Below are 16,930 nucleotides of genomic sequence, written 5' to 3'. Positions count from 1 at the left end.
GTACTCGGTGCTACTGAGTACCTGAAGATCGAGAAGGGCGTGCGATGGACGGCCTGACGGAGATGCTGAAGGGCACGCTCGAAGGCTGCGTGCTCGAAATCATCGGCAGCGAGGAGACCTACGGGTACGCGATCACGCGCCGGCTGAACGAACTCGGCTTCGCCGACGTCGTCGAGGGGACGGTCTACACCATCCTGCTGCGGCTGGAGAAGAACGGGCTCGTCCAGGTGACGAAACGACCGTCCGGGGTGGGCCCGCCACGCAAGTTCTACGCGCTCAACGACGCGGGACGCGCGGAACTCGCGACCTTCTGGGCGAAATGGGAGTACATCACATCACGGCTCGACAAGCTCAAGGAGGGCGGGAGATGAACTTCTGGGACACGATCACCGGCAACGACATCACCAGGGACTGGAAGGCGTTCGAAGCCCGGGCCGCGGCGTTGCCGGCCGACCACCGGGCGGCGTGGGAAGAGATCAAGGGACATGTCTCCCTCTACTCGGACTTCACCGGCCGCAACCTGATGCCGATTCTCGACGGTGCTCTGGGGCTGCTCGAAGAGACCGCGGCCGATGGGCAGAGCATTCACGAGGTGCTGGGTGACGACATCGCGGGCTTCTGCGCGGCGCTGGCCGGCGGAAAGGGCGCCCGGAACTATCGCGACCGGTGGCGCGAGCAGTTGAACAGGAACGTCGCAAGGAAACTGGGCCGGCTGGGAGGCTGACGTGAGCATCCGGGACATCATCGAGGGCAAGAAGCAGTGGCGGGCGCACATGGCGCGCGTCAAGGCGCTCCCGCCGGACTACCAGGTCGTCTACAAGGAGATGCAGAGGTACTACTTCAAGGTCGGACCGGTCGATCTGCTCGACGGATCCCTGCTCTCCGGGATCGTCGACTTCTTCGAGGAGGGTGTCGCGGACGGCAAGGGAGTCCTGGAGCTCATCGGTGACGACGTCGCCGCCTTCGCCGACGAGCTGATCAAGGACTCACGCACGTACGCGGAGATCTATCAGGGGTCCATCAGCGGGAAGGCCGGCACGGCCGAGAAGTGACGCCCGTTGACGGCGCCCGCCACCGCCTCACGTCCCGTCGTCCTCGCCGGTGGCACGGCGGAAGGCGTCCGGCACCCCGTGCGGGTGGAGGTGGCGCACCGGTCCCGCGCCCGGATCCTCGCGCAGCTCCTTCACCAGCGCCACGCAGAGCAGGAGCATGACGACCACGAACGGCAGCGCGACCAGGATCGTGGCCTGCTGCAGCGCCTCCAGCCCGCCGGCCAGCAGCAGCACCAGTGCGATCGCCCCGACCAGCACCCCCCACATCACCACCAGGGGCCGGGGCGGGTGGAGCGAGCCCCGGCTGGAGAGCGAGCCGAGCACCAGGGAGGCCGAGTCCGCGCTGGTGACGAAGTAGAGCGCGATCAGGAGCGCGGTGATCGCGGTGGCGAGCGTGGCGAACGGCAGCTGGCCGAGGAGCGCGAACATCGCCGCCTCCGCTCCCTCCGCGATCTTCCCGGTGAAGTCCGCCGTCCCCGACAGCTGCATCCGTACGGCGCTCCCGCCGCTGATCGAGAACCAGAGCACGCTGGCGCCGGAGGGGATGAGCAGCACGCCGACGACGAACTCGCGGATCGTACGGCCCCGCGAGACCCGGGCGATGAAGGCGCCCACGAACGGCGCCCACGACATCCACCACGCCCAGTAGAAGATCGTCCATGTGCCGAGCCAGCTCTTGTCGACGAACGCCCCGGTCCGCGAGGCCATCGCGAGCAGGTCGTTCAGGTATCCGCCGAGCGAGGCGGGGATCAGGTCGAGCACCGCCACGGTCGGGCCGAAGACGAAGATGAACACGGCCAGCAGAGCGGCCAGATAGACGTTGAGTGTGCTGAGGACGCGCACGCCACGGTGCACCCCGCTGGCCGCCGAGACGACGAACCCGGCCGTCAGGACGATGATGACGATCACCTCCAGCCGCCGCCCGCCGAGCCCGAACAGCTCGTCGAGTCCGTACCTCACCTGGAGCGTCCCCAGCCCCAGGCTGGTGGCAGTGCCGAAGACCGTGGCCAGTACGGCCAGCAGATCCAGCATCCGCCCCACGACGGGCCTGGGCCGGCCCCCGAAAAGCGGGGCGAACGCCTCGCTGAACCGGTTGCCCCGCCCCTTGCGGAAGGTGGAGTAGGCCAGGGCCATGCCGCTGATCGCGTAGATCGCCCAGGGGTGCAGGGTCCAGTGGAACAGGGAGTACTCCATCGCGGTGCGCGCGGCCTGCGGCGAGCCCGCCACGAGACCCAGATCGGGCGGCGGGCTGAGCAGGTGGGTCAGAGGTTCGGCGACACCGTAGAACATCAGCCCGATGCCCATCCCGGAGCTGAACATCATCGCGGTCCAGGCGAGATTGCTGAACTCCGGGACGTCGTCGTCCGCGCCGAGGCGGATCCGGCCGAACCGGCTGAGCGCGAGCACGACGGCCAGCACCAGGAAGAAGTCGGCGGCCACGACGAACAGCCAGCCGAGGTTGCCCAGCACCCACCCGAGCGCGGCGCCTCCGGCTGTGGCGAGCGACTCGGTGAAGATCGCGCCCCACAGCATCACCGCCACCAGCAACCCCACGGCGACGGCCAGCAGGGGGAGGTCGGGTCTGGTCGGGCGCATCGTGCCTCCGGGATCACTACGGTAAGTGAGGTGAGTACTCCCCTGCGCGAATGCCCGTGAACCGCAGTCGCTTCCGGCCAGGCGGACGTGATCGAGGGCTCACGGCGCGTCCCGCCCGGTCAGTTCCCGCTTGCGGCGCAGCAGCGCGGCCCGGCGGACGTGAGCCCGTACGACGAGGACGGCGGACACGGCGGTGACGACCGTACCGGTCGCCAGAGCGGGAGCGAGGCCCGCGCCCCGCTGAACGGCCGCCACCACGATGATCACGCTGGTGGCGATCGACGCGGTCAGGGCGAACCACCCCGCGACCACCCGATCCAGCGCCAGCAGCGGTGTCCGCCGGGTGACCAGCCAGCCGCCGTACCCCGCCCAGGCCAGGCACACCAGGGTGAAGACGGCGAAGGCCAGGCGGGTACGGCCCGGCAGCGCGGCGGGCTCGGTCGCCCACAACGACCCCGCGCAGACGGCTCCGGCCAGCCCGCTCACCAGGGCCACGACACCGCGCAGACGCCGCCACGGCGACAGCACCGGCGACAGCCGGCCGATCATCTCCTCGGCGGACAGGTTCGGCTCGTCGTTCATCGCTTCGTTCCCTTCTCCGTCAGGTGGTCGCGCAGCAGGCGACGGGCGCGGTTGAGCCGTGACTTGACCGTGCCGACCGGGACGGCGCAGATCTCGGCGCAGTCCTCCAGCGACAGGTCCTCCAGGTAGAACAGCACCAGAACCTCCCGCTCCCGTACGGGCAGGCAGGACAGGGCGGCGATCAGCGCGGCGCGCTCCACCATGGCGCCGGCGGCGTCCTCGGTGACCGGCTCCTGGTGCGTGCCGACCTCGGCCACGCTGTACTCCTGGCGCAGCCGGTCGGTCACGGCCCGCCGGGCGATCGTGAACAACCAGGGCGCGAACCGGCCCGGCTCCCTCAGCCGCGGCAGCCCGCGGACCACCGCCAGCCAGACCTCCTGGGTCACGTCGTCGGCGCGTTCCGCGCCCAGCATCCCGCGTACGTAGGTCCGCACCGGCTCGTGCCAGGAGCGCACCAGCTCGGTGAGCGCGTCGTGCTCGCCGAGCTGGCAGCGCACGATCAACAGCTCGTCGGTCATCCCGTCCTCCCGTCGTCCACCGGTACAGTCGGGAAACCCCGCCGCCAGGTTCACGTCAGCAAGGCGGCCGGTACGCCGGGCCCGGCAGGTAGTGCCGTCATTCCGCCGGCGTGATCGCGGGGAACGCCGGCGCGCAGACGTCCCGCGCGGCCCGGTCCACCTCGGTGCCCCACAGTCGGACCGTCGAGTCCGCGCCGCCGGTGGCCAGGACCGTCCCGCCGCGGCGAACTCCTCGCGGGTGGTGATGAGGGCGGGAACGGGGGGATCGCCGGGCGGCGGGTGCTGCTGCATCGAGCGTCTCCTCAAGGTCCCCGCGGGGGCGGTGTACGGAGTTGTACGGGTAATCGGCGGCCGCTCCATCCGTCGCCGGACGCGTTATTCAATCTGGCATGACGACCTGTGGGCGAGGGTCAGGTACTTGGCTTCCGGCCATTCCCGGAAATGTCGCCGAAAGCAGACAAATGCCATTAGGGAAAGCGCGAAGAAAGCGAGCAACCATGGACATCGAGGTGCTGACCCTCGCCGGGGTCGTGGCCGAGGCTCTCGTACAGGCGATGGTCGCCGACGGCTGGACGGCCGCGCGCGCGAGGATCGCCCGCGTCCTGGGCGGCGGCGATCAGCAGCGGGTGCCCGCGGAGGAAGCGGCGCTGGAACGGTCCAGCCAGGCCCTGCGCGGCGACACGATTCCCGCGTCCGTACTGGCGGGCCACTGGCAGGGGCGCATCGTCGAGCTGCTGACGGAGCGGCCGGAACAGGCGGGCGAGATCGCGGCCCTGCTCCGCGAGCTCCAGGGCGGCGGCACGGGGACGGCGCAGGTGCGCTTCGGCGGCCACAACAACGGCAACGTCATGATCGGCGACCACAACACCGCGAACGTCCGCCCCTGACGTGCCGGTGGAAAGCGAGGAGAAGTGGCAGCGCCCAACGCCGGTCACGTGAGCTTCGGCGGCGACAACAACGGAGCCGTGTTCATCGGCGACCACAACACCGTCCACTACACCGAGGAACGTACGATCATCGCCGCGCGCGAGGGCGGCCCGGTGCCGGTGCGCAGGCGGGAGCACCCCGACCCGCGCTGGCTGCCACAAGGCGCCGCGGACCTCGTCGGCCGCGACCGCGAGCTGACCCGCATCCGCGACCTGCTCGCCGAGCGCGGCGCGCCCGTGCTGGTCAGCGGGCCGCCGGGCATCGGCAAGACAGCGGTGCTGAACCGAGTCGCACGCGACGTGGCCGACGCCGGCGAGGACGTCGTCTGCCTGTCGGCCGCCGGGCTGGAGACCGAGGACATCCTCCAGGAGCTGTTCGAAGCCTGCTACGACAGCCCCGGCTACCTGCCGCCGCCCGAACGGCTGCGCCGGCTCATGGGCAGGGTACGGGCGCTCGTCGTGATCGACGACTACGAGGGCTCGGCCGAGTCGCTGGAGCGACTGCTCGACGCCACCCCCGGCGTCGGCCTGCTTCTCGCCTCGACCCGGCGGCTCCTGGGCGCGGAGGGGTACGTCCTGCCGCTCGGCGGCCTGGCCGAGGCCGACGCCGTCGCCCTGATCACCGAAGAGGTGGCAGGCCCGGACGACGCCATGGCGGGGGAGGAGGCCGACGCCGTACGGGAGCTGTGCCGGGCGGCGAACGGCCATCCGCGCACGCTCCTCCAGGCGGCCGCCCTGATGCGGGCGTCCGGCGTGCTGTCCGTGGTGGCCGATCCCGAGACCGCCGCCCGCGCCCTGGTCGCGTCCCTGGACGGTGACGCGTCGGCGGCCCTTCACGCCCTGGCCGCGCTGCCCGGCGTACCGGTCGCCACGCCGGCGCTGGCCGCGCTGGCCGCCCTGCCCTCCCCGGACGAGGCGGAGGCGGCGCTCGCCGAACTGCGGCGGCTGCGGCTGGCCGAACCCGCGGGGCCCGGCCACCGCCTGCCGGACGGCGCGCCGGCGCCGCGTGCCAGGCGCGACGCCGCCGGCTACGCCACCCGGCTCGCCGCCTGGGTCAGGACGGCCTCTCGCGTCGAGGTGGCGGCGAGCGCCGCCGTCATCGTCGCCGTGCTGCGGGCGGCGGTGCGCGAGGAGGCGCACGACCCGGCGCGGACCCTCGCGCGGGCCGCGGCGCCCCTGCTCGGCCGCTGCCTGCGCTGGGGCGCATGGGGACATGTCCTCTCCCTCGGGCTGACGGCCGCGACGAACGCCGGCGCGGCCGAGGACGTGGCCTACTTCGAGGACGCCGACAAAGCACGCAAGCGCGCCCTCGGCCTGCTCCTGGGGCTCGGCACGGGCGGGCTCGGCGCCACGGGCCTGTTCGCGTTCCTGGGCAAGGGCGGATCCCTCCTCAGCGCGCAGACGGTGGTCATCGCGACCGCCACCGCCGTGGCAGTGACGGCGGCCGCCTTCGTCGGCCTCCGCCTCGCCAACCCGAGCATCGCCGACACGCCGGCCACGGCCGTCTCGGTCGAGCCGCAACGCCAGGTCGTCGGTGATCCGCCGACCCGCGCGGTCCGCAGCGACCCGCCCGGCCGGGACCGGAACCCCACCCGCGACGACTCCGGGCAGGACACCACGCGGGACCAGCGCCGCGATCCCGTCACCCCGCCTGCGGGGACTCCCGAACTCACCCTCTCGGACGACGACATCGTCAGCGGCGGCTCGGCCGACGCGCGCGCGAGCGGCTTCGAGCCCGGCGAACGGATCACGTTCTCGTGGACCGGACCGGGTGGCGGCGGCGACCTCGGCGCCCGGACCGCCGACGCCAAGGGCCGCGCGACGCTGCCCGACGCCGTCCCCGGCGATCTCGCGGCCGGGCGGTACACGCTCGCGGCCCAGGGGAGGGACCCCGGCCGGCGCGGCACCGCCACGCTCACCGTACGCGAGCGTCCCGCACCCCGGATCCGGTTCGACCGCGCGCCGTCGTCCGTGGTGGCCGGGACGGCGCTGGAGGTGGTCGCGGCCGGCTTCGACGCGGGCGAGACCGTACGGCTCACGCTCGGCGACACCACCGTCGCCACGGCCGCCGCCGGCGGCAGCGGTACGGTGACGCTGCGCGGCACGGCGCCCGCCGACACGGGCGTGTACCGCCTGACCGTCACGGGCCGCGCCGACGACCGCTTCGCGACGACGGAACTGACCGTCACCCCGAAGCCGCCCCCCGACCTGTCCGGCGGCTGGGGCGGATACCTGGACTTCCGTGACGTGGGCGGCGGCTCCTACGAGGGCACCCGGTCCGGGCCCGACTGGGTGGAGCCCAACAGCGGCTGCACCTACCCCTCTGGCGGCCCGGAGGTGCACCTGTCCGGGCGGTCGCCGGTCTACGAGGGCGAGATCCGCTGGATCTACGGCTCGGGCGGGGAGAACTGCGCGTTCGAGTGGGGCGCGGCCACCTTCACGCTCAGCGAGGACGGCGACAGCCTGCTGGTGCGTGCGGAGGACCCACGCGACCCCGGCCGGTGGATGTCCCAGACACTGCGCAGGAACTGATCGCCGATATTCTGACAACCTGTAAACAATCATGTTAAAGATCGCACCAGACGTCCCATCCACACCTCGTTGATCAGGAGCGGGCCGCCGCTATAGGCTGCGGCCACTCCTGGTTAGACGTCGTCCTCGCCACTGGTCCCACGTACGTGACAGGCCGACGCAGCTCTGCTCACGGAGGGCATGGGGCAGGTCGTATGACGGCGATCGGGAACGCGCAAGGCCGGTCCGCGCCCGAAAGCGGGCGTCCACCGGCGGGCGGGGCGGCGCGCTGGTACCGCCGCGATCCCCTGGGGTTCGTCGAGCACGCCTTCGCCGCCCACGGGCCGGTGTTCCGGCTGCCCGACGACGGGTCGCTGTGCGTGGCCGACCAGGGGGAGGCCCTGCGGGTGCTCCACGACCAGGAGGGCCACTACGACGAGATATCCGACTTCTTCCACGTACGCGGCGGACGACTGGAGCCGCGCGCCGCGCAGGTCGCGATCGGCCGGGCCGCCCGCGCCACGCTGCGCGCCCACCTCGCCACGCACGTGGAACGGCTGCCCGCCGTGGTGGCCGAGCTGGGGGAGACCAGCGTCTGGCCCGCCGCCGGGCACGCCGCCGTGCACCGGGTCCTGTCCGAGGCGCTGCTGCGGCCGGACAGTCCGGCCGACCTGCGGCAGCTCATGGCACTGGTGGTGCGTCGCGACGTGCTGATCCGTCCGGCCGGGCGATGGTCCCGGCTCCAGCGGGCGGCGTTATGGACGCGCGTCGTACGGGCCCTGGCCGTCGGAGGCCACCGCCCGCCGCGCCACCGCGCGAACCGCCGGACGGCCGGGTGACCTGCTGGACGCCGTACTGGAGGCCGCGCCGCCCGGCACGCCTCCCGGCCAGATCGCCCAGGTGTACCTGCTGCTGTTCCGGACCTCGGTGGCGCCCGTGGCCCACGTGGTCGCCTGGGCGCTGCTGGAGTCCGCCGCCCAGGGCGTCGACCTGGCGGCCGTGTCGCCGGAGTCGGCCGTACGGGAGTCGCTGCGGCTGTGGCCGGTGGCGTGGCTGCTGGGCCGCCCCGTGCTGCGCGCCCACGAGATCGGCGGCGTGCCGCTGGAACCGGGGGAGAGCGTGTCCGTCTGCCCCTACCTGCTGCACCGGGACGAACGGCACTGGCCGGACGCGGCCCGCTACCGGCCCGGCCGCTGGGACGGTCACGAACCCCGTGGGCCGTACCTGCCCTTCGGCGGCGGCGCGTTCACCTGTGCCGGGGCGGCCGTGGCCAACTCGCTGGCCGCCGGCCTGCTCGCCGCCCTGACCAGCGGCGCGCGGCTCCAGGTGCGCGGCGGCCTCGGCCGTCCCCACGTGGCGGGCATCATCACCCCTCCCGGCTTCGAGCTGCGACGGACCCCGTACCGGACCTGACCACCAGCGCTCGTCGGAAGGAGGTGAACTCTGTGAGGAAGCTGCTGCGTCGCGTCACCGGCCGCCGGATCAACCGGCAGGCGTGGTTCATCTGGTAAGTCCTGTTCGCGGCCGCGCCGGGCGCTCGCCCGGCGCGGCCTCCGGCGCAAGCGCGGGGAGGCGCTCGTGGATGAGACGCTGGCGGCGTACGAGGGCGTCGCCCACCGGTACGACGAGCTCAACGCCCGCATGGACACCGCGGCCCTGGTGGACCGCTTCGTGGAGGCCACGGACCGTTACGGCTCCGGCGGGCGGCGCCTGCTGGACGCCGGCTGCGGCACCGGCCGCAGCAGCCTGGCCTTCCTCAAGCACGGGTTCGACGTGACCGGCTACGACCTGTCCCCGGCCATGGTGGAGCAGGCGCGGCACCGGCCCGGCGCGGACGGGACGCGGTTCCTGGTGGGAAGCTTGCAGCAACCCCCGCCCGGCCTCACCGGCTTCGACGTGGTGGCCTGCGTGGACGTCCCGATGACCTATTTGACCAGCACCGACGACCTGCGCCGGGCGCTGGAGGCCGCGCGCGGCCAGCTCGCCGACGGCGGGGTGCTGCTGTTCGACCTCAACACCATCGGCTACTACCGGCGCACCTTCGCCGCCCCGATGGTGGCCGACCGCGGGGACCGGTACGTGGCCTGGTTCGCGCTCTCCGCCCCGATCGAGCCGGACGCGGCGGTGGTCACCCAGTTCGACCTCTTCGAACGCGACGGCACGACCTGGAACCGGCTGTCGATGCGGCACGTGCAGCACCACCACTCCGACCGCACGATCCGCCGGACGGCGGAGGCGGCGGGGCTGCGCGTGCTGGCCACGCACGGACTGGTGGGCACCTCGCTGCGAAACCCGCCCGACGAGGACGCCCACGATCGCATCCTGTACGTCGCCGGTGCGCGATGACCTTTCAGTCGAGAGCCTCGTGGTAGCGCACCCAGCCTTCGTCGAGGAGCCGGAACCCCGCGTCGATGGTTGATCCCGGATCCGCCTCATGGGTGGCGCTGAGCTGGATCTGCAGGGCGAAGCGGACGTAGAAGCGGATCTCGTCGTTCGGCTCCGTGAGCCCGAACTCCTCGGTGATCGCGGCGACCAGGGCGCCCTCATGGCGGAACCACATCTTCTCCGCGTAGTCGAGGAGGGCCGGCGTCTCCTCCATGAGGGTGAGGATCTGGCGTTGGGGTCCGGACCTCATCGCGGCGATTTCGGAGAGGTAGTGCGCCTTCAGCGCGTCGGAGATCGTGGTCCCCGGCGCGCGGCCGCTCACCGCGGCCACGAGGCGCTCATGCCGTTCGTCCTCGTCGCTGAAGACCAGCGCCTCCTTCTGCGGGAAGTGTGTGAAGACCGTCTTGGGTGAGACGTCCGCCTTGTCGGCGATCTCGCGGACGCTGACCCCGTCGAAGCCGCGTTCCAGGAACAGCTCCGTCGCCGCGTCCAGGATCGCCGCCCGCGTCGCCGCCTTCTTGCGTTCACGCCGTCCCACGGCTGTTCCGTCAACCATGGCCAGATCCTACTAGTGCCGGACTCCACCTACATTGACGGTAAAAGTAGTCTCGGTATAGTAAGTGTGTGAGTGAAGCCAACCGGCTCCGACTCCAGGAAGGACCATGACCATGACCATGACCAGCGACATCAACGCGCTTTCGCAGCGGCGGTCGGCAGGAGCATTACTCGTCGGAGGGCCGATGATCTTCTTGCTCGCCGAGTTCATCGCCGCCGCGGCCTGGACAGATCCGCCCTACAGCTACACGTACCACTTCATCAGCGATCTCGGAGTCCACGGGCCCTCGACGCTGTTCGGGCAGTACATGTACTCACCGCTGGCATGGGTGATGAACACCGGATTCTTCCTGTTCGGGCTCACCATCCTGGCCGGTGTGGCCGCACTGCGCGGCCTGCGGGGCCGGCACCGCTGGGCGGCGCTCGTGCCCGCGACGCTGCTGGCCGCGGGCGGCGTCCTGCTGGGCTTGTTCCCCGGATCCGGCGAGGCGATGAACGACGGCACCGGCGACTTCCATCTCCTGGGCGCCCTGGCGGGGTTCATCGGCGCCAACGTCCTGGCCATCGCGCTCGGGAGCATGCACCGACGTGTCGGACTTTCCCCGAAATTCGGGCGAACGCTGGTCACGGTCGGCGTGATCGGTCTGGTCTCGATGGTGGCGTACTTCGCCGATGTCATCTCGGGGGCCAACGTCCTCGTCGGCCTCCTCGAACGCGGCGCCGTCCATCCGTTCCTGCTCGGCCTCACCTGCGCGGGCGTTTCGATCTGGCAGGGGTGGAGCCGTCCCTCAGCGACTAGCTGATGATGAGATGAGCTGCGCGCAACTCCTCGACGGCGAGCGCGGCGTACTGATGGGCGCCGTACTCGGACAGGTGGGTGTTGTCGCCGTTGATGTCGGTGAGGTAGAGCGGCTTGGAGCCCTCAGGGCCGAGGGATTCGACGAGTTGCTCGGTGCGGGCGGTGAGATCGATGAGCGGGACGTTCTCGGCGGCGGCGACCGCTCTGGTCTCGGCGGGCAGGTTCACGCCGCCGTGGATGATGAGGCCGAGGTCGTTGAGCTGGGCACCCTGGAAGCGGCGGCGCACGATGGAGGTGACCAGCACGGGCCGGCCGCCCTGTTCGCGTACGCCGGCGACCATGGCCGAGAGGTTGGCGCGGAAGTCCTCGGCGGTGGTGGTCTTGTCGTTGTGGCCGAACTGGATGAGTACGAGGTCGCCGCGCTGGATGCGGGGCTTCATCGCGGGGAAGAACGCCTCGTCGTCGCGGAAGGTGACGCTGCTCTCGCCGCTGTCGGCGTGATTGACGACGGAGAGGCCGCGGCCGAGGAGGGAGGGCAGCGCCTGTCCCCATCCGTAGTAGGGGTAGCTGCTCTGGTCGCAGGCGGTGGAGTCGCCGGCGATGAAGATCTGGCGGAGCCGGCGGGCGGGGGCCAGCTTGATCTTGGCCACGTGCGGGGCGGGGCCGTCGAAGGTCAGCGTCAGGCCGGGCGTGCCGAGCGGGCCGGTGGGCTCGCCTTCGGGCTCGCGGACGTTGACGGCGAAGCTGTGGCGAGCGAACCTGCCCGGTTCTGTGGTGGTGAGCGGCACCATCGAGCGCCGGACCTCGGCATGTACGGAGGTCTGTGCGGCGACTCGGGCGTCGCCGAGCACGACCGTCACGTCGTAGTTGCCGGTCGGGACGTCGAACGTGCAGACGATGGGTGACGTCCCGGTGCAGTGGGACGTCAGATCTTCATCGGGCCGTTGGGGATGTCCGCCGGCGAGGGCGGGGGAGCCGATCAGTAAGGGGGTGAGCAGGGCGGCGATGGCGAGCAGAGGGCGGTGTCGTCTCACAAGGCTCCTTCGGGGCGCGGGGCTCGCGGCGGACACCCGGATTTAAACGGTTTCTCGGGGGTTGTGCAAGAAGGTGGTGTGAATCCAGAGGTGGCGCACGGGAGGGCGCCGCGCGGCTTCCTGGCGCCCGGATCGCGTTGAGGACCTGGTCATAAGGCGGTAGAGCGCTTCTCTGCGACGTGCTGGGGCCGGGATGCGCAGGGCGGCGTCAGGGTAAGGCTTGACTGGCGTTCCTGCCTATGGTCCGATGACAGCCATGTAAACGGTTCAACTCGGGAGAGTTTCGACGAGCCGCTCCATCTCCTCTGCACCGCACGCCCCGGTCCCCCCGGTCTCTCGGCCGGAGCGGTGACCGGCTCCCCCTCGTGACAAGGAGACGTTCATGCATGCCTTACGCCGACATCGAGCCGCCGTCCCCGCAGCCGTCGTCCTGCTCGCCTGTACGGCGCTGACCGCGCCCCCGGCGTCCGCGGACGCTTCGGCCCTCACCCGACAGGCGGCCGCACGTCCGATGGAGGACCTGGGCCGCGGCGTCGTGGCCGTGCGTTCCAGCAGCACGAACGTGCTGGTGACCTGGCGGCTGCTGGGGCTGGATCCTGACGGGATCGGCTTCAACGTCTACCGATCGACCGCCGGCGGCTCGTACGTCAAGCTCAATTCCTCCGTCCTGACCGGCGGCACCAACTACACCGACTCCACGGCCGACCTCACCAAGGCCAACAGCTACCGTGTCCGGCCGGTGATCAGCGGCGCCGAGCAGGCGCCGAGCGCCGCCTTCACGCTGACCGCCGGCCACGCGACCGAACCCGTCGTCCGCGTCCCCCTGCGCGCGGGCGGGCCGGTGAAGTTCGTCTGGGTGGGCGACCTCAACGGCGACGGGGAGTACGACTACGTGGTCGACCGTCAGACCTCACCCCAGACCATCGAGGCCTACCGCGGTGACGGCGCCTTCCTCTGGTCGGTGAATCTGGGGCCGAACAGCACCGACCAGGACAACATCGAGCCCGGCTCATCCGCAATCGACGTGGGCCACTGGGACGGCGTCACGGTCCACGACCTCGACAGCGACGGCCGGGCGGAGGTGGCGGTACGGATCGCGAACGGGGTGGTGTTCGGCAACGGCACGACGTACACCGGCTTGCCGAGCGACACCCACCAGGCCATCGCCATCCTCGACGGCCGGACCGGCGCGCTGCGGGCGAGCGCCCCCGTGCCCACCGACTATCTCGCCGACGGCCCCATGGGAGCCCGCTTCGGCGTCGGCTACCTGGACGGCATGACGCCGAGCCTGGTGGCGTACATGAAGAACCGGGTCGGCAACGGCGGCTTCAATCTCATGTACACCGCGTGGAAGCTCTCCGGGGGCACGCTGACCAGGCAGTGGAAGTGGCTGCGCGGCTCACAGGCCGCCCCCGACGGGCACAACACCCGCATCATCGACCTGGACCAGGACGGCGATGACGAGATCGCCGAGATCGGGTTCGCTCTCAACGGCGACGGCACCCTGCGCTACAGCCTGGCCGACGAGGGAGTCGTGCACGGCGACCGCTGGCACATCGCGGACATGGACCCCCGCCGGGCCGGCCTGGAGGGGTACGGCGTGCAGCAGGACAACCCCAGCGGCCTGCGCGAGTACTACTACGGCGCCAAGAACGGGAACATGCTCTGGCAGCACGTCGAGGACGGCGTCGGCGACGTCGGACGTGGCATGGCCGGCGACATCGACCCGCGCCACCTGGGCATGGAGGTCTGGTCGTTCTCCGGCGTCTACAACGCCCGCAGCAACACGCTCACCCAGGCCACCGGCCCCTGGCCGCATCTGAGCGTGCTCTGGGACGGCGACCTGACCACGGAGCTGTTCAACGACGGCCGGATCGAGAAGTGGGACCCCGCCACCGGCGGTGTGTCCCGGCAGGTGAGCACGTGGAACTTCGGCGCGGTCAACAACGGCACGCAGTATCCGGCGCTGATCGGCGACATCCTCGGCGACTGGCGTGAGGAGGTGGTGATGACCACTCCCGAGTACGACGAGCTGCTCGTCTTCACCACCGACAGGCCGACCACGACCCGGCTTTACACGCTGGCCCACAACCCGGCCTACCGCAACGACCTGACCGTCAAGGGCTACCTGCAGGACCACCACGTCGACTACTACCTCGGCGACGGCATGACCACGCCGCCCCGGCCGAACATCAGCTACGCCGGTAGCTGACCCCCGTCGTATCGAAGGAGTTTGATTCTCGTGGTTGACATCAGCCGACGGTCCATGCTGGCCACCACGGCGGCGGGCGCCGCGGCGGCGCTGGCCTTCCGCGGTGCGAGCCCCGCCACCGCGGAGGCCACCGCGCGGGCCACCCCGACGGCCGCGCCGGCGGATCTGCAAGGGCATGACCCGATCACCTTGACGTGGCTTGACGGCGGCGCCCCCGCCGAGGTGACCGGCGGCACGACGTGGGGCGTGCCGTGGCCGCGCGGCGCGTTCGCGCCCGAGCAGCAGTTCACGCTCACCACCGAGGCGGGTGCCCAGGTGCCGGTGCAGTCGTGGCCGATCGGCTTCTGGCCGGACGGCTCGGTGAAGTGGACCGCGCACGCGGTGAGCGGGGCCGAGCCGCGCGCGCGGACGTACCGGCTCGGCGCGGGAACGGCGGCGCAGCCCGCGAAGCCGGTGGTCGTCAAGACCAGCGGCGGCCAGGTCACCGTGGACACCGGGGTGATCACCGTGGCGTTCGGGCGCTCGGGCGAGCACCTCGTCAAGTCGATCACGCGGGGCGTGACGGTCGTCGCCAAGGACGGCCGCCTGATCGCCTCGCGCCAGGACAAGCCCGAGGAGCCCGGCAAGATCGAGTCATTCAGCAGCCACGTCTCCTCGGTGAAGGTCGAGCAGAGCGGCCCCGTCCGGGCGGTGGTCAAGGTGGAGGGCAAGCACAAGAAGGGGCGGCGCGAGTGGCTGCCGTTCACGGTGCGGTTCTACCTGTACGCGGGCTCGGACGCGATCCGCGTGGTGCACACCTTCGTCTACGACGGCGACGAGGGCAAGGACTTCGTCAGCGGCCTGGGCGTGCGCTTCGCCGTACCGATGCGGGGCGAACTGCACGACCGGCACGTCCGCTTCGCGGGCGAGGGCGACGGCGTGCTGGCCGAGGCCGTACGCGGCATCACCGGCCTGCGCCGCGACCCCGGTCAGACCGTCCGGCAGGCCCAGTACCAGGGCAAGGCCACCCCCGACCCGGCCACCTGGGACCAGCGCGTCACCACGCGCCTGCACTGGGTCCCGGCCTGGGGCGACCACCGGCTGAGCCAGCTCAACGCGCACGGCTTCGAGATCCACAAGCGCACCGAGGAAGGCCACTCGTGGGTGCGCGTGGACGGCGGGCGCCGGGCAGCCGGACTGGCCTACGTCGGCGGGCCGGCCGGCGGGCTGGCGTTCGGCATGCGGAACTTCTGGCAGCTCCACCCGACCGAGCTGGAGATCACCGGCGCCGCCTCCGACGAGGCTCAGGCCACGGTGTGGATGTGGTCGCCCCGGGCGGGCGCGATGGACCTGCGGTTCTACCACGACGGCATGGGCCAGGACACCTACCCGGAGCAGCTCGACGCCCTGGAGATCACCTACGAGGACTACGAGCCCGGCTTCGGCACCCCGTACGGCGTCGCGCGCACCACCGAGCTGACGTTCTGGGCGCTGGAGGCCACCCCGGCGAGCGAGCGCTTCGCCCGGCTCGCCGCCGCCAACGCCGCCCCGCCCCTGCTGATCAGCCCGCCGGCGCACAACCACGCGGCGGGGGTGTTCGGCTCCTGGTCGCCGGTGGACCGGTCGGTCCCGGCCAAGGCGGCGCTGGAGGACAAGCTCGACCTGATGCACAAGTACCACCGCGAGCAGGTGGACCAGCGTTCCTGGTACGGCTTCTGGGACTACGGCGACATCATGCACAGCTACGACGGCGACCGGCACGTGTGGAGCTACGACGTCGGCGGCTACGCCTGGGACAACTCCGAGCTGTCCACCGACCTGTGGCTCTGGTACCACTACCTGCGCACCGGGGACGCGCAGGCGTTCCGCTTCGCCGAGGCGATGACCCGCCACACCAGCGAGGTGGACATGTACCACCTCGGCAAGTGGCGCGGCCTCGGCACCCGGCACGGCGTCATGCACTGGGGCGACAGCGCCAAGCAGGTGCGCATCAGCAACGCCGGCTACAAGCGCGTCTACTACTTCCTGACGGCCGACGAGCGGATCGGCGACGTACTGCACGACCTGATCGACTCCGACCGCAGCTTCCTCGTGCTCGACCCCGTACGCAAGCTGGGCGGCGGGCCGTTCGAGCCGGACCCCAAGGCGCTCGGCGTCGGCACGACCACCGACTGGGGCTCCCTGGCGATGGCGTGGCTGACGGAGTGGGAGCGGGGCGGCGACCCGATCGCCAGGACCAAGCTGGTCAACGGCGCCACCACGATCGCCGCGCTGCCCAACGGCTGGGTGCAGGGCGGGGACGTCACGTACGACCTGGCCGACGGCCGCTTCGCCCCGATGACGGAGAAGTCGGTGAGCATCGGCAGCCTCAGCTCCGTCTTCGGGCTCATCGAGGTCATGACGGAGCTGCTCGGCCTGATCGACGACCAGGCCGTGAAGGCGAAGTGGGTGGAGTTCTGCCGCCTCTACAACGCGACCAAGGCCGAGCAGAAGGAGGTCACCGGCGCCGACTGGGGCAACCTCAACCTCCGGCAGGCCTATTCACGGGCCACCGCCTACGCGTCCGTGCAGCTGAACGACCAGGCCCTCGCCAAGCGTGCCTGGCAGGAGCTGCGCACCGGCCACGCCGGCTACCCCGACAACCATCCGTTCGCCTCCCGGCGGGTCGAGGGGTCGGCCGTGCTGAACCCCGTCGACGAGGCGAACCTGTCGACGAACGCCAGCGCGCAGTACGGCCTGGCCGTCTTCCAGTGCCTCGCCCTGGTCGGGGAGCACATCTGA

The 16,930-nt window shown here is 71.3% G+C and carries 16 protein-coding genes; 11 read left to right on the top strand and 5 right to left on the bottom strand.

Translation table 11 applies throughout. The annotated features are described in order from the left end of the window. The first annotated feature begins 44 nt into the window (after window positions 1–44). Genes SMD20_RS45090 through SMD20_RS45080 form a run of 3 tightly spaced genes read left to right on the top strand, consistent with a single transcriptional unit; the run spans window position 45 to window position 1,052 of the window. Window positions 45–371 (top strand): PadR family transcriptional regulator, encoded by a 327-nt coding sequence (locus SMD20_RS45090; RefSeq protein WP_329593557.1) that lies wholly within the window; start codon window positions 45–47, stop codon window positions 369–371. Further along, window positions 368–724 carry a DUF1048 domain-containing protein gene (locus tag SMD20_RS45085; protein ID WP_329593555.1) on the top strand — a complete coding sequence of 119 codons (357 nt, stop codon included), beginning with the start codon at window positions 368–370 and terminating at the stop codon, window positions 722–724. The genes SMD20_RS45090 and SMD20_RS45085 overlap by 4 nt, the downstream gene beginning before the upstream one ends. Before the next feature lies 1 nt (window position 725). Further along, window positions 726–1,052, top strand: a complete 327-nt coding sequence (locus SMD20_RS45080; protein ID WP_329593554.1) for a DUF1048 domain-containing protein — start codon at window positions 726–728, stop codon at window positions 1,050–1,052. Window positions 1,053–1,079: 27 nt separating this feature from the next. On the opposite strand, the gene SMD20_RS45075 is transcribed toward SMD20_RS45080, so the two are convergent. From SMD20_RS45075 to SMD20_RS45065, 3 genes are all read right to left on the bottom strand, one after another. Continuing rightward, window positions 1,080–2,648: a BCCT family transporter gene (locus tag SMD20_RS45075; protein WP_329593552.1), complete on the bottom strand. Its 1,569-nt coding sequence runs from the start codon at window positions 2,646–2,648 to the stop codon at window positions 1,080–1,082. Between the two features lie 99 nt (window positions 2,649–2,747). After that, window positions 2,748–3,230: a hypothetical protein gene (locus SMD20_RS45070; protein ID WP_329593550.1), complete on the bottom strand. Its 483-nt coding sequence runs from the start codon at window positions 3,228–3,230 to the stop codon at window positions 2,748–2,750. Next, on the bottom strand, window positions 3,227–3,748 hold the full coding sequence (locus SMD20_RS45065) for an RNA polymerase sigma factor (RefSeq protein ID WP_329593549.1): 522 nt from the start codon (window positions 3,746–3,748) through the stop codon (window positions 3,227–3,229). Before SMD20_RS45065 ends, SMD20_RS45070 begins: the two co-directional genes overlap by 4 nt. A gap of 497 nt (window positions 3,749–4,245) precedes the next feature. Between SMD20_RS45065 and SMD20_RS45060 the strand changes: the two genes are divergently transcribed. The 5 genes from SMD20_RS45060 (at window position 4,246) to SMD20_RS45040 (ending at window position 9,531) form a co-directional block, all read left to right on the top strand. After that, the gene (locus SMD20_RS45060; protein ID WP_329593548.1) at window positions 4,246–4,635 is read left to right on the top strand and encodes a hypothetical protein; all 390 of its coding nucleotides are present in this window, start codon (window positions 4,246–4,248) and stop codon (window positions 4,633–4,635) included. 24 nt (window positions 4,636–4,659) lie between these two features. Further along, window positions 4,660–7,206 carry an AAA family ATPase gene (locus SMD20_RS45055; protein WP_329593546.1) on the top strand — a complete coding sequence of 849 codons (2,547 nt, stop codon included), beginning with the start codon at window positions 4,660–4,662 and terminating at the stop codon, window positions 7,204–7,206. Between the two features lie 194 nt (window positions 7,207–7,400). Then, the gene (locus SMD20_RS45050; protein WP_329593544.1) at window positions 7,401–8,024 is read left to right on the top strand and encodes a hypothetical protein; all 624 of its coding nucleotides are present in this window, start codon (window positions 7,401–7,403) and stop codon (window positions 8,022–8,024) included. 61 nt (window positions 8,025–8,085) lie between these two features. After that, window positions 8,086–8,598 (top strand): cytochrome P450, encoded by a 513-nt coding sequence (locus SMD20_RS45045; RefSeq protein WP_329593542.1) that lies wholly within the window; start codon window positions 8,086–8,088, stop codon window positions 8,596–8,598. Between the two features lie 165 nt (window positions 8,599–8,763). After that, window positions 8,764–9,531: a class I SAM-dependent methyltransferase gene (locus tag SMD20_RS45040; protein WP_329593540.1), complete on the top strand. Its 768-nt coding sequence runs from the start codon at window positions 8,764–8,766 to the stop codon at window positions 9,529–9,531. 4 nt (window positions 9,532–9,535) lie between these two features. Here the strand turns inward: SMD20_RS45040 and SMD20_RS45035 are convergent, their stop codons facing one another. Next, on the bottom strand, window positions 9,536–10,126 hold the full coding sequence (locus SMD20_RS45035; RefSeq protein ID WP_329593538.1) for a TetR/AcrR family transcriptional regulator: 591 nt from the start codon (window positions 10,124–10,126) through the stop codon (window positions 9,536–9,538). A 118-nt stretch (window positions 10,127–10,244) separates the two neighbouring features. Here SMD20_RS45035 and SMD20_RS45030 point away from each other — a divergent pair, with 118 nt between their 5' ends. Continuing rightward, on the top strand, window positions 10,245–10,928 hold the full coding sequence (locus SMD20_RS45030) for a DUF998 domain-containing protein (protein ID WP_329593536.1): 684 nt from the start codon (window positions 10,245–10,247) through the stop codon (window positions 10,926–10,928). Here SMD20_RS45030 and SMD20_RS45025 read toward each other — a convergent pair. Continuing rightward, window positions 10,921–11,958, bottom strand: a complete 1,038-nt coding sequence (locus SMD20_RS45025) for a rhamnogalacturonan acetylesterase (RefSeq protein WP_329593534.1) — start codon at window positions 11,956–11,958, stop codon at window positions 10,921–10,923. The two genes, SMD20_RS45030 and SMD20_RS45025, sit on opposite strands and share 8 nt — an antisense overlap. Before the next feature lie 382 nt (window positions 11,959–12,340). On the opposite strand from SMD20_RS45025, the gene SMD20_RS45020 reads away from it, so the two are divergent. Together SMD20_RS45020 and SMD20_RS45015 are read left to right on the top strand one after the other, a co-directional pair. Next, window positions 12,341–14,170 carry a rhamnogalacturonan lyase family protein gene (locus SMD20_RS45020; RefSeq protein WP_329593532.1) on the top strand — a complete coding sequence of 610 codons (1,830 nt, stop codon included), beginning with the start codon at window positions 12,341–12,343 and terminating at the stop codon, window positions 14,168–14,170. A 30-nt stretch (window positions 14,171–14,200) separates the two neighbouring features. Next, window positions 14,201–16,930, top strand: coding sequence for an exo-rhamnogalacturonan lyase family protein (locus SMD20_RS45015; RefSeq protein WP_329593530.1), 2,730 nt, complete (start codon window positions 14,201–14,203; stop codon window positions 16,928–16,930).

The sequence above is a fragment of the Nonomuraea sp. LP-02 genome (genome assembly GCF_036289125.1).
In the GTDB taxonomy this organism is placed as follows: domain Bacteria; phylum Actinomycetota; class Actinomycetes; order Streptosporangiales; family Streptosporangiaceae; genus Nonomuraea; species Nonomuraea bangladeshensis.
Note: the sequence above shows the minus strand (reverse complement) of the source record. Positions and strands in the feature narration are given on the sequence as shown.

Coding starts and splice junctions, on each gene's coding strand:
- SMD20_RS45090 (WP_329593557.1), top strand. CDS start 45: ATGGACGGCCTGACGGAGATGCTGAAGGGCACGCTCGAAGGCTGCGTG.
- SMD20_RS45085 (WP_329593555.1), top strand. CDS start 368: ATGAACTTCTGGGACACGATCACCGGCAACGACATCACCAGGGACTGG.
- SMD20_RS45075 (WP_329593552.1), bottom strand. CDS start 2,648: ATGCGCCCGACCAGACCCGACCTCCCCCTGCTGGCCGTCGCCGTGGGG.
- SMD20_RS45070 (WP_329593550.1), bottom strand. CDS start 3,230: ATGAACGACGAGCCGAACCTGTCCGCCGAGGAGATGATCGGCCGGCTG.
- SMD20_RS45065 (WP_329593549.1), bottom strand. CDS start 3,748: ATGACCGACGAGCTGTTGATCGTGCGCTGCCAGCTCGGCGAGCACGAC.
- SMD20_RS45060 (WP_329593548.1), top strand. CDS start 4,246: ATGGACATCGAGGTGCTGACCCTCGCCGGGGTCGTGGCCGAGGCTCTC.
- SMD20_RS45050 (WP_329593544.1), top strand. CDS start 7,401: ATGACGGCGATCGGGAACGCGCAAGGCCGGTCCGCGCCCGAAAGCGGG.
- SMD20_RS45035 (WP_329593538.1), bottom strand. CDS start 10,126: ATGGTTGACGGAACAGCCGTGGGACGGCGTGAACGCAAGAAGGCGGCG.
- SMD20_RS45030 (WP_329593536.1), top strand. CDS start 10,245: ATGACCAGCGACATCAACGCGCTTTCGCAGCGGCGGTCGGCAGGAGCA.
- SMD20_RS45020 (WP_329593532.1), top strand. CDS start 12,341: ATGCATGCCTTACGCCGACATCGAGCCGCCGTCCCCGCAGCCGTCGTC.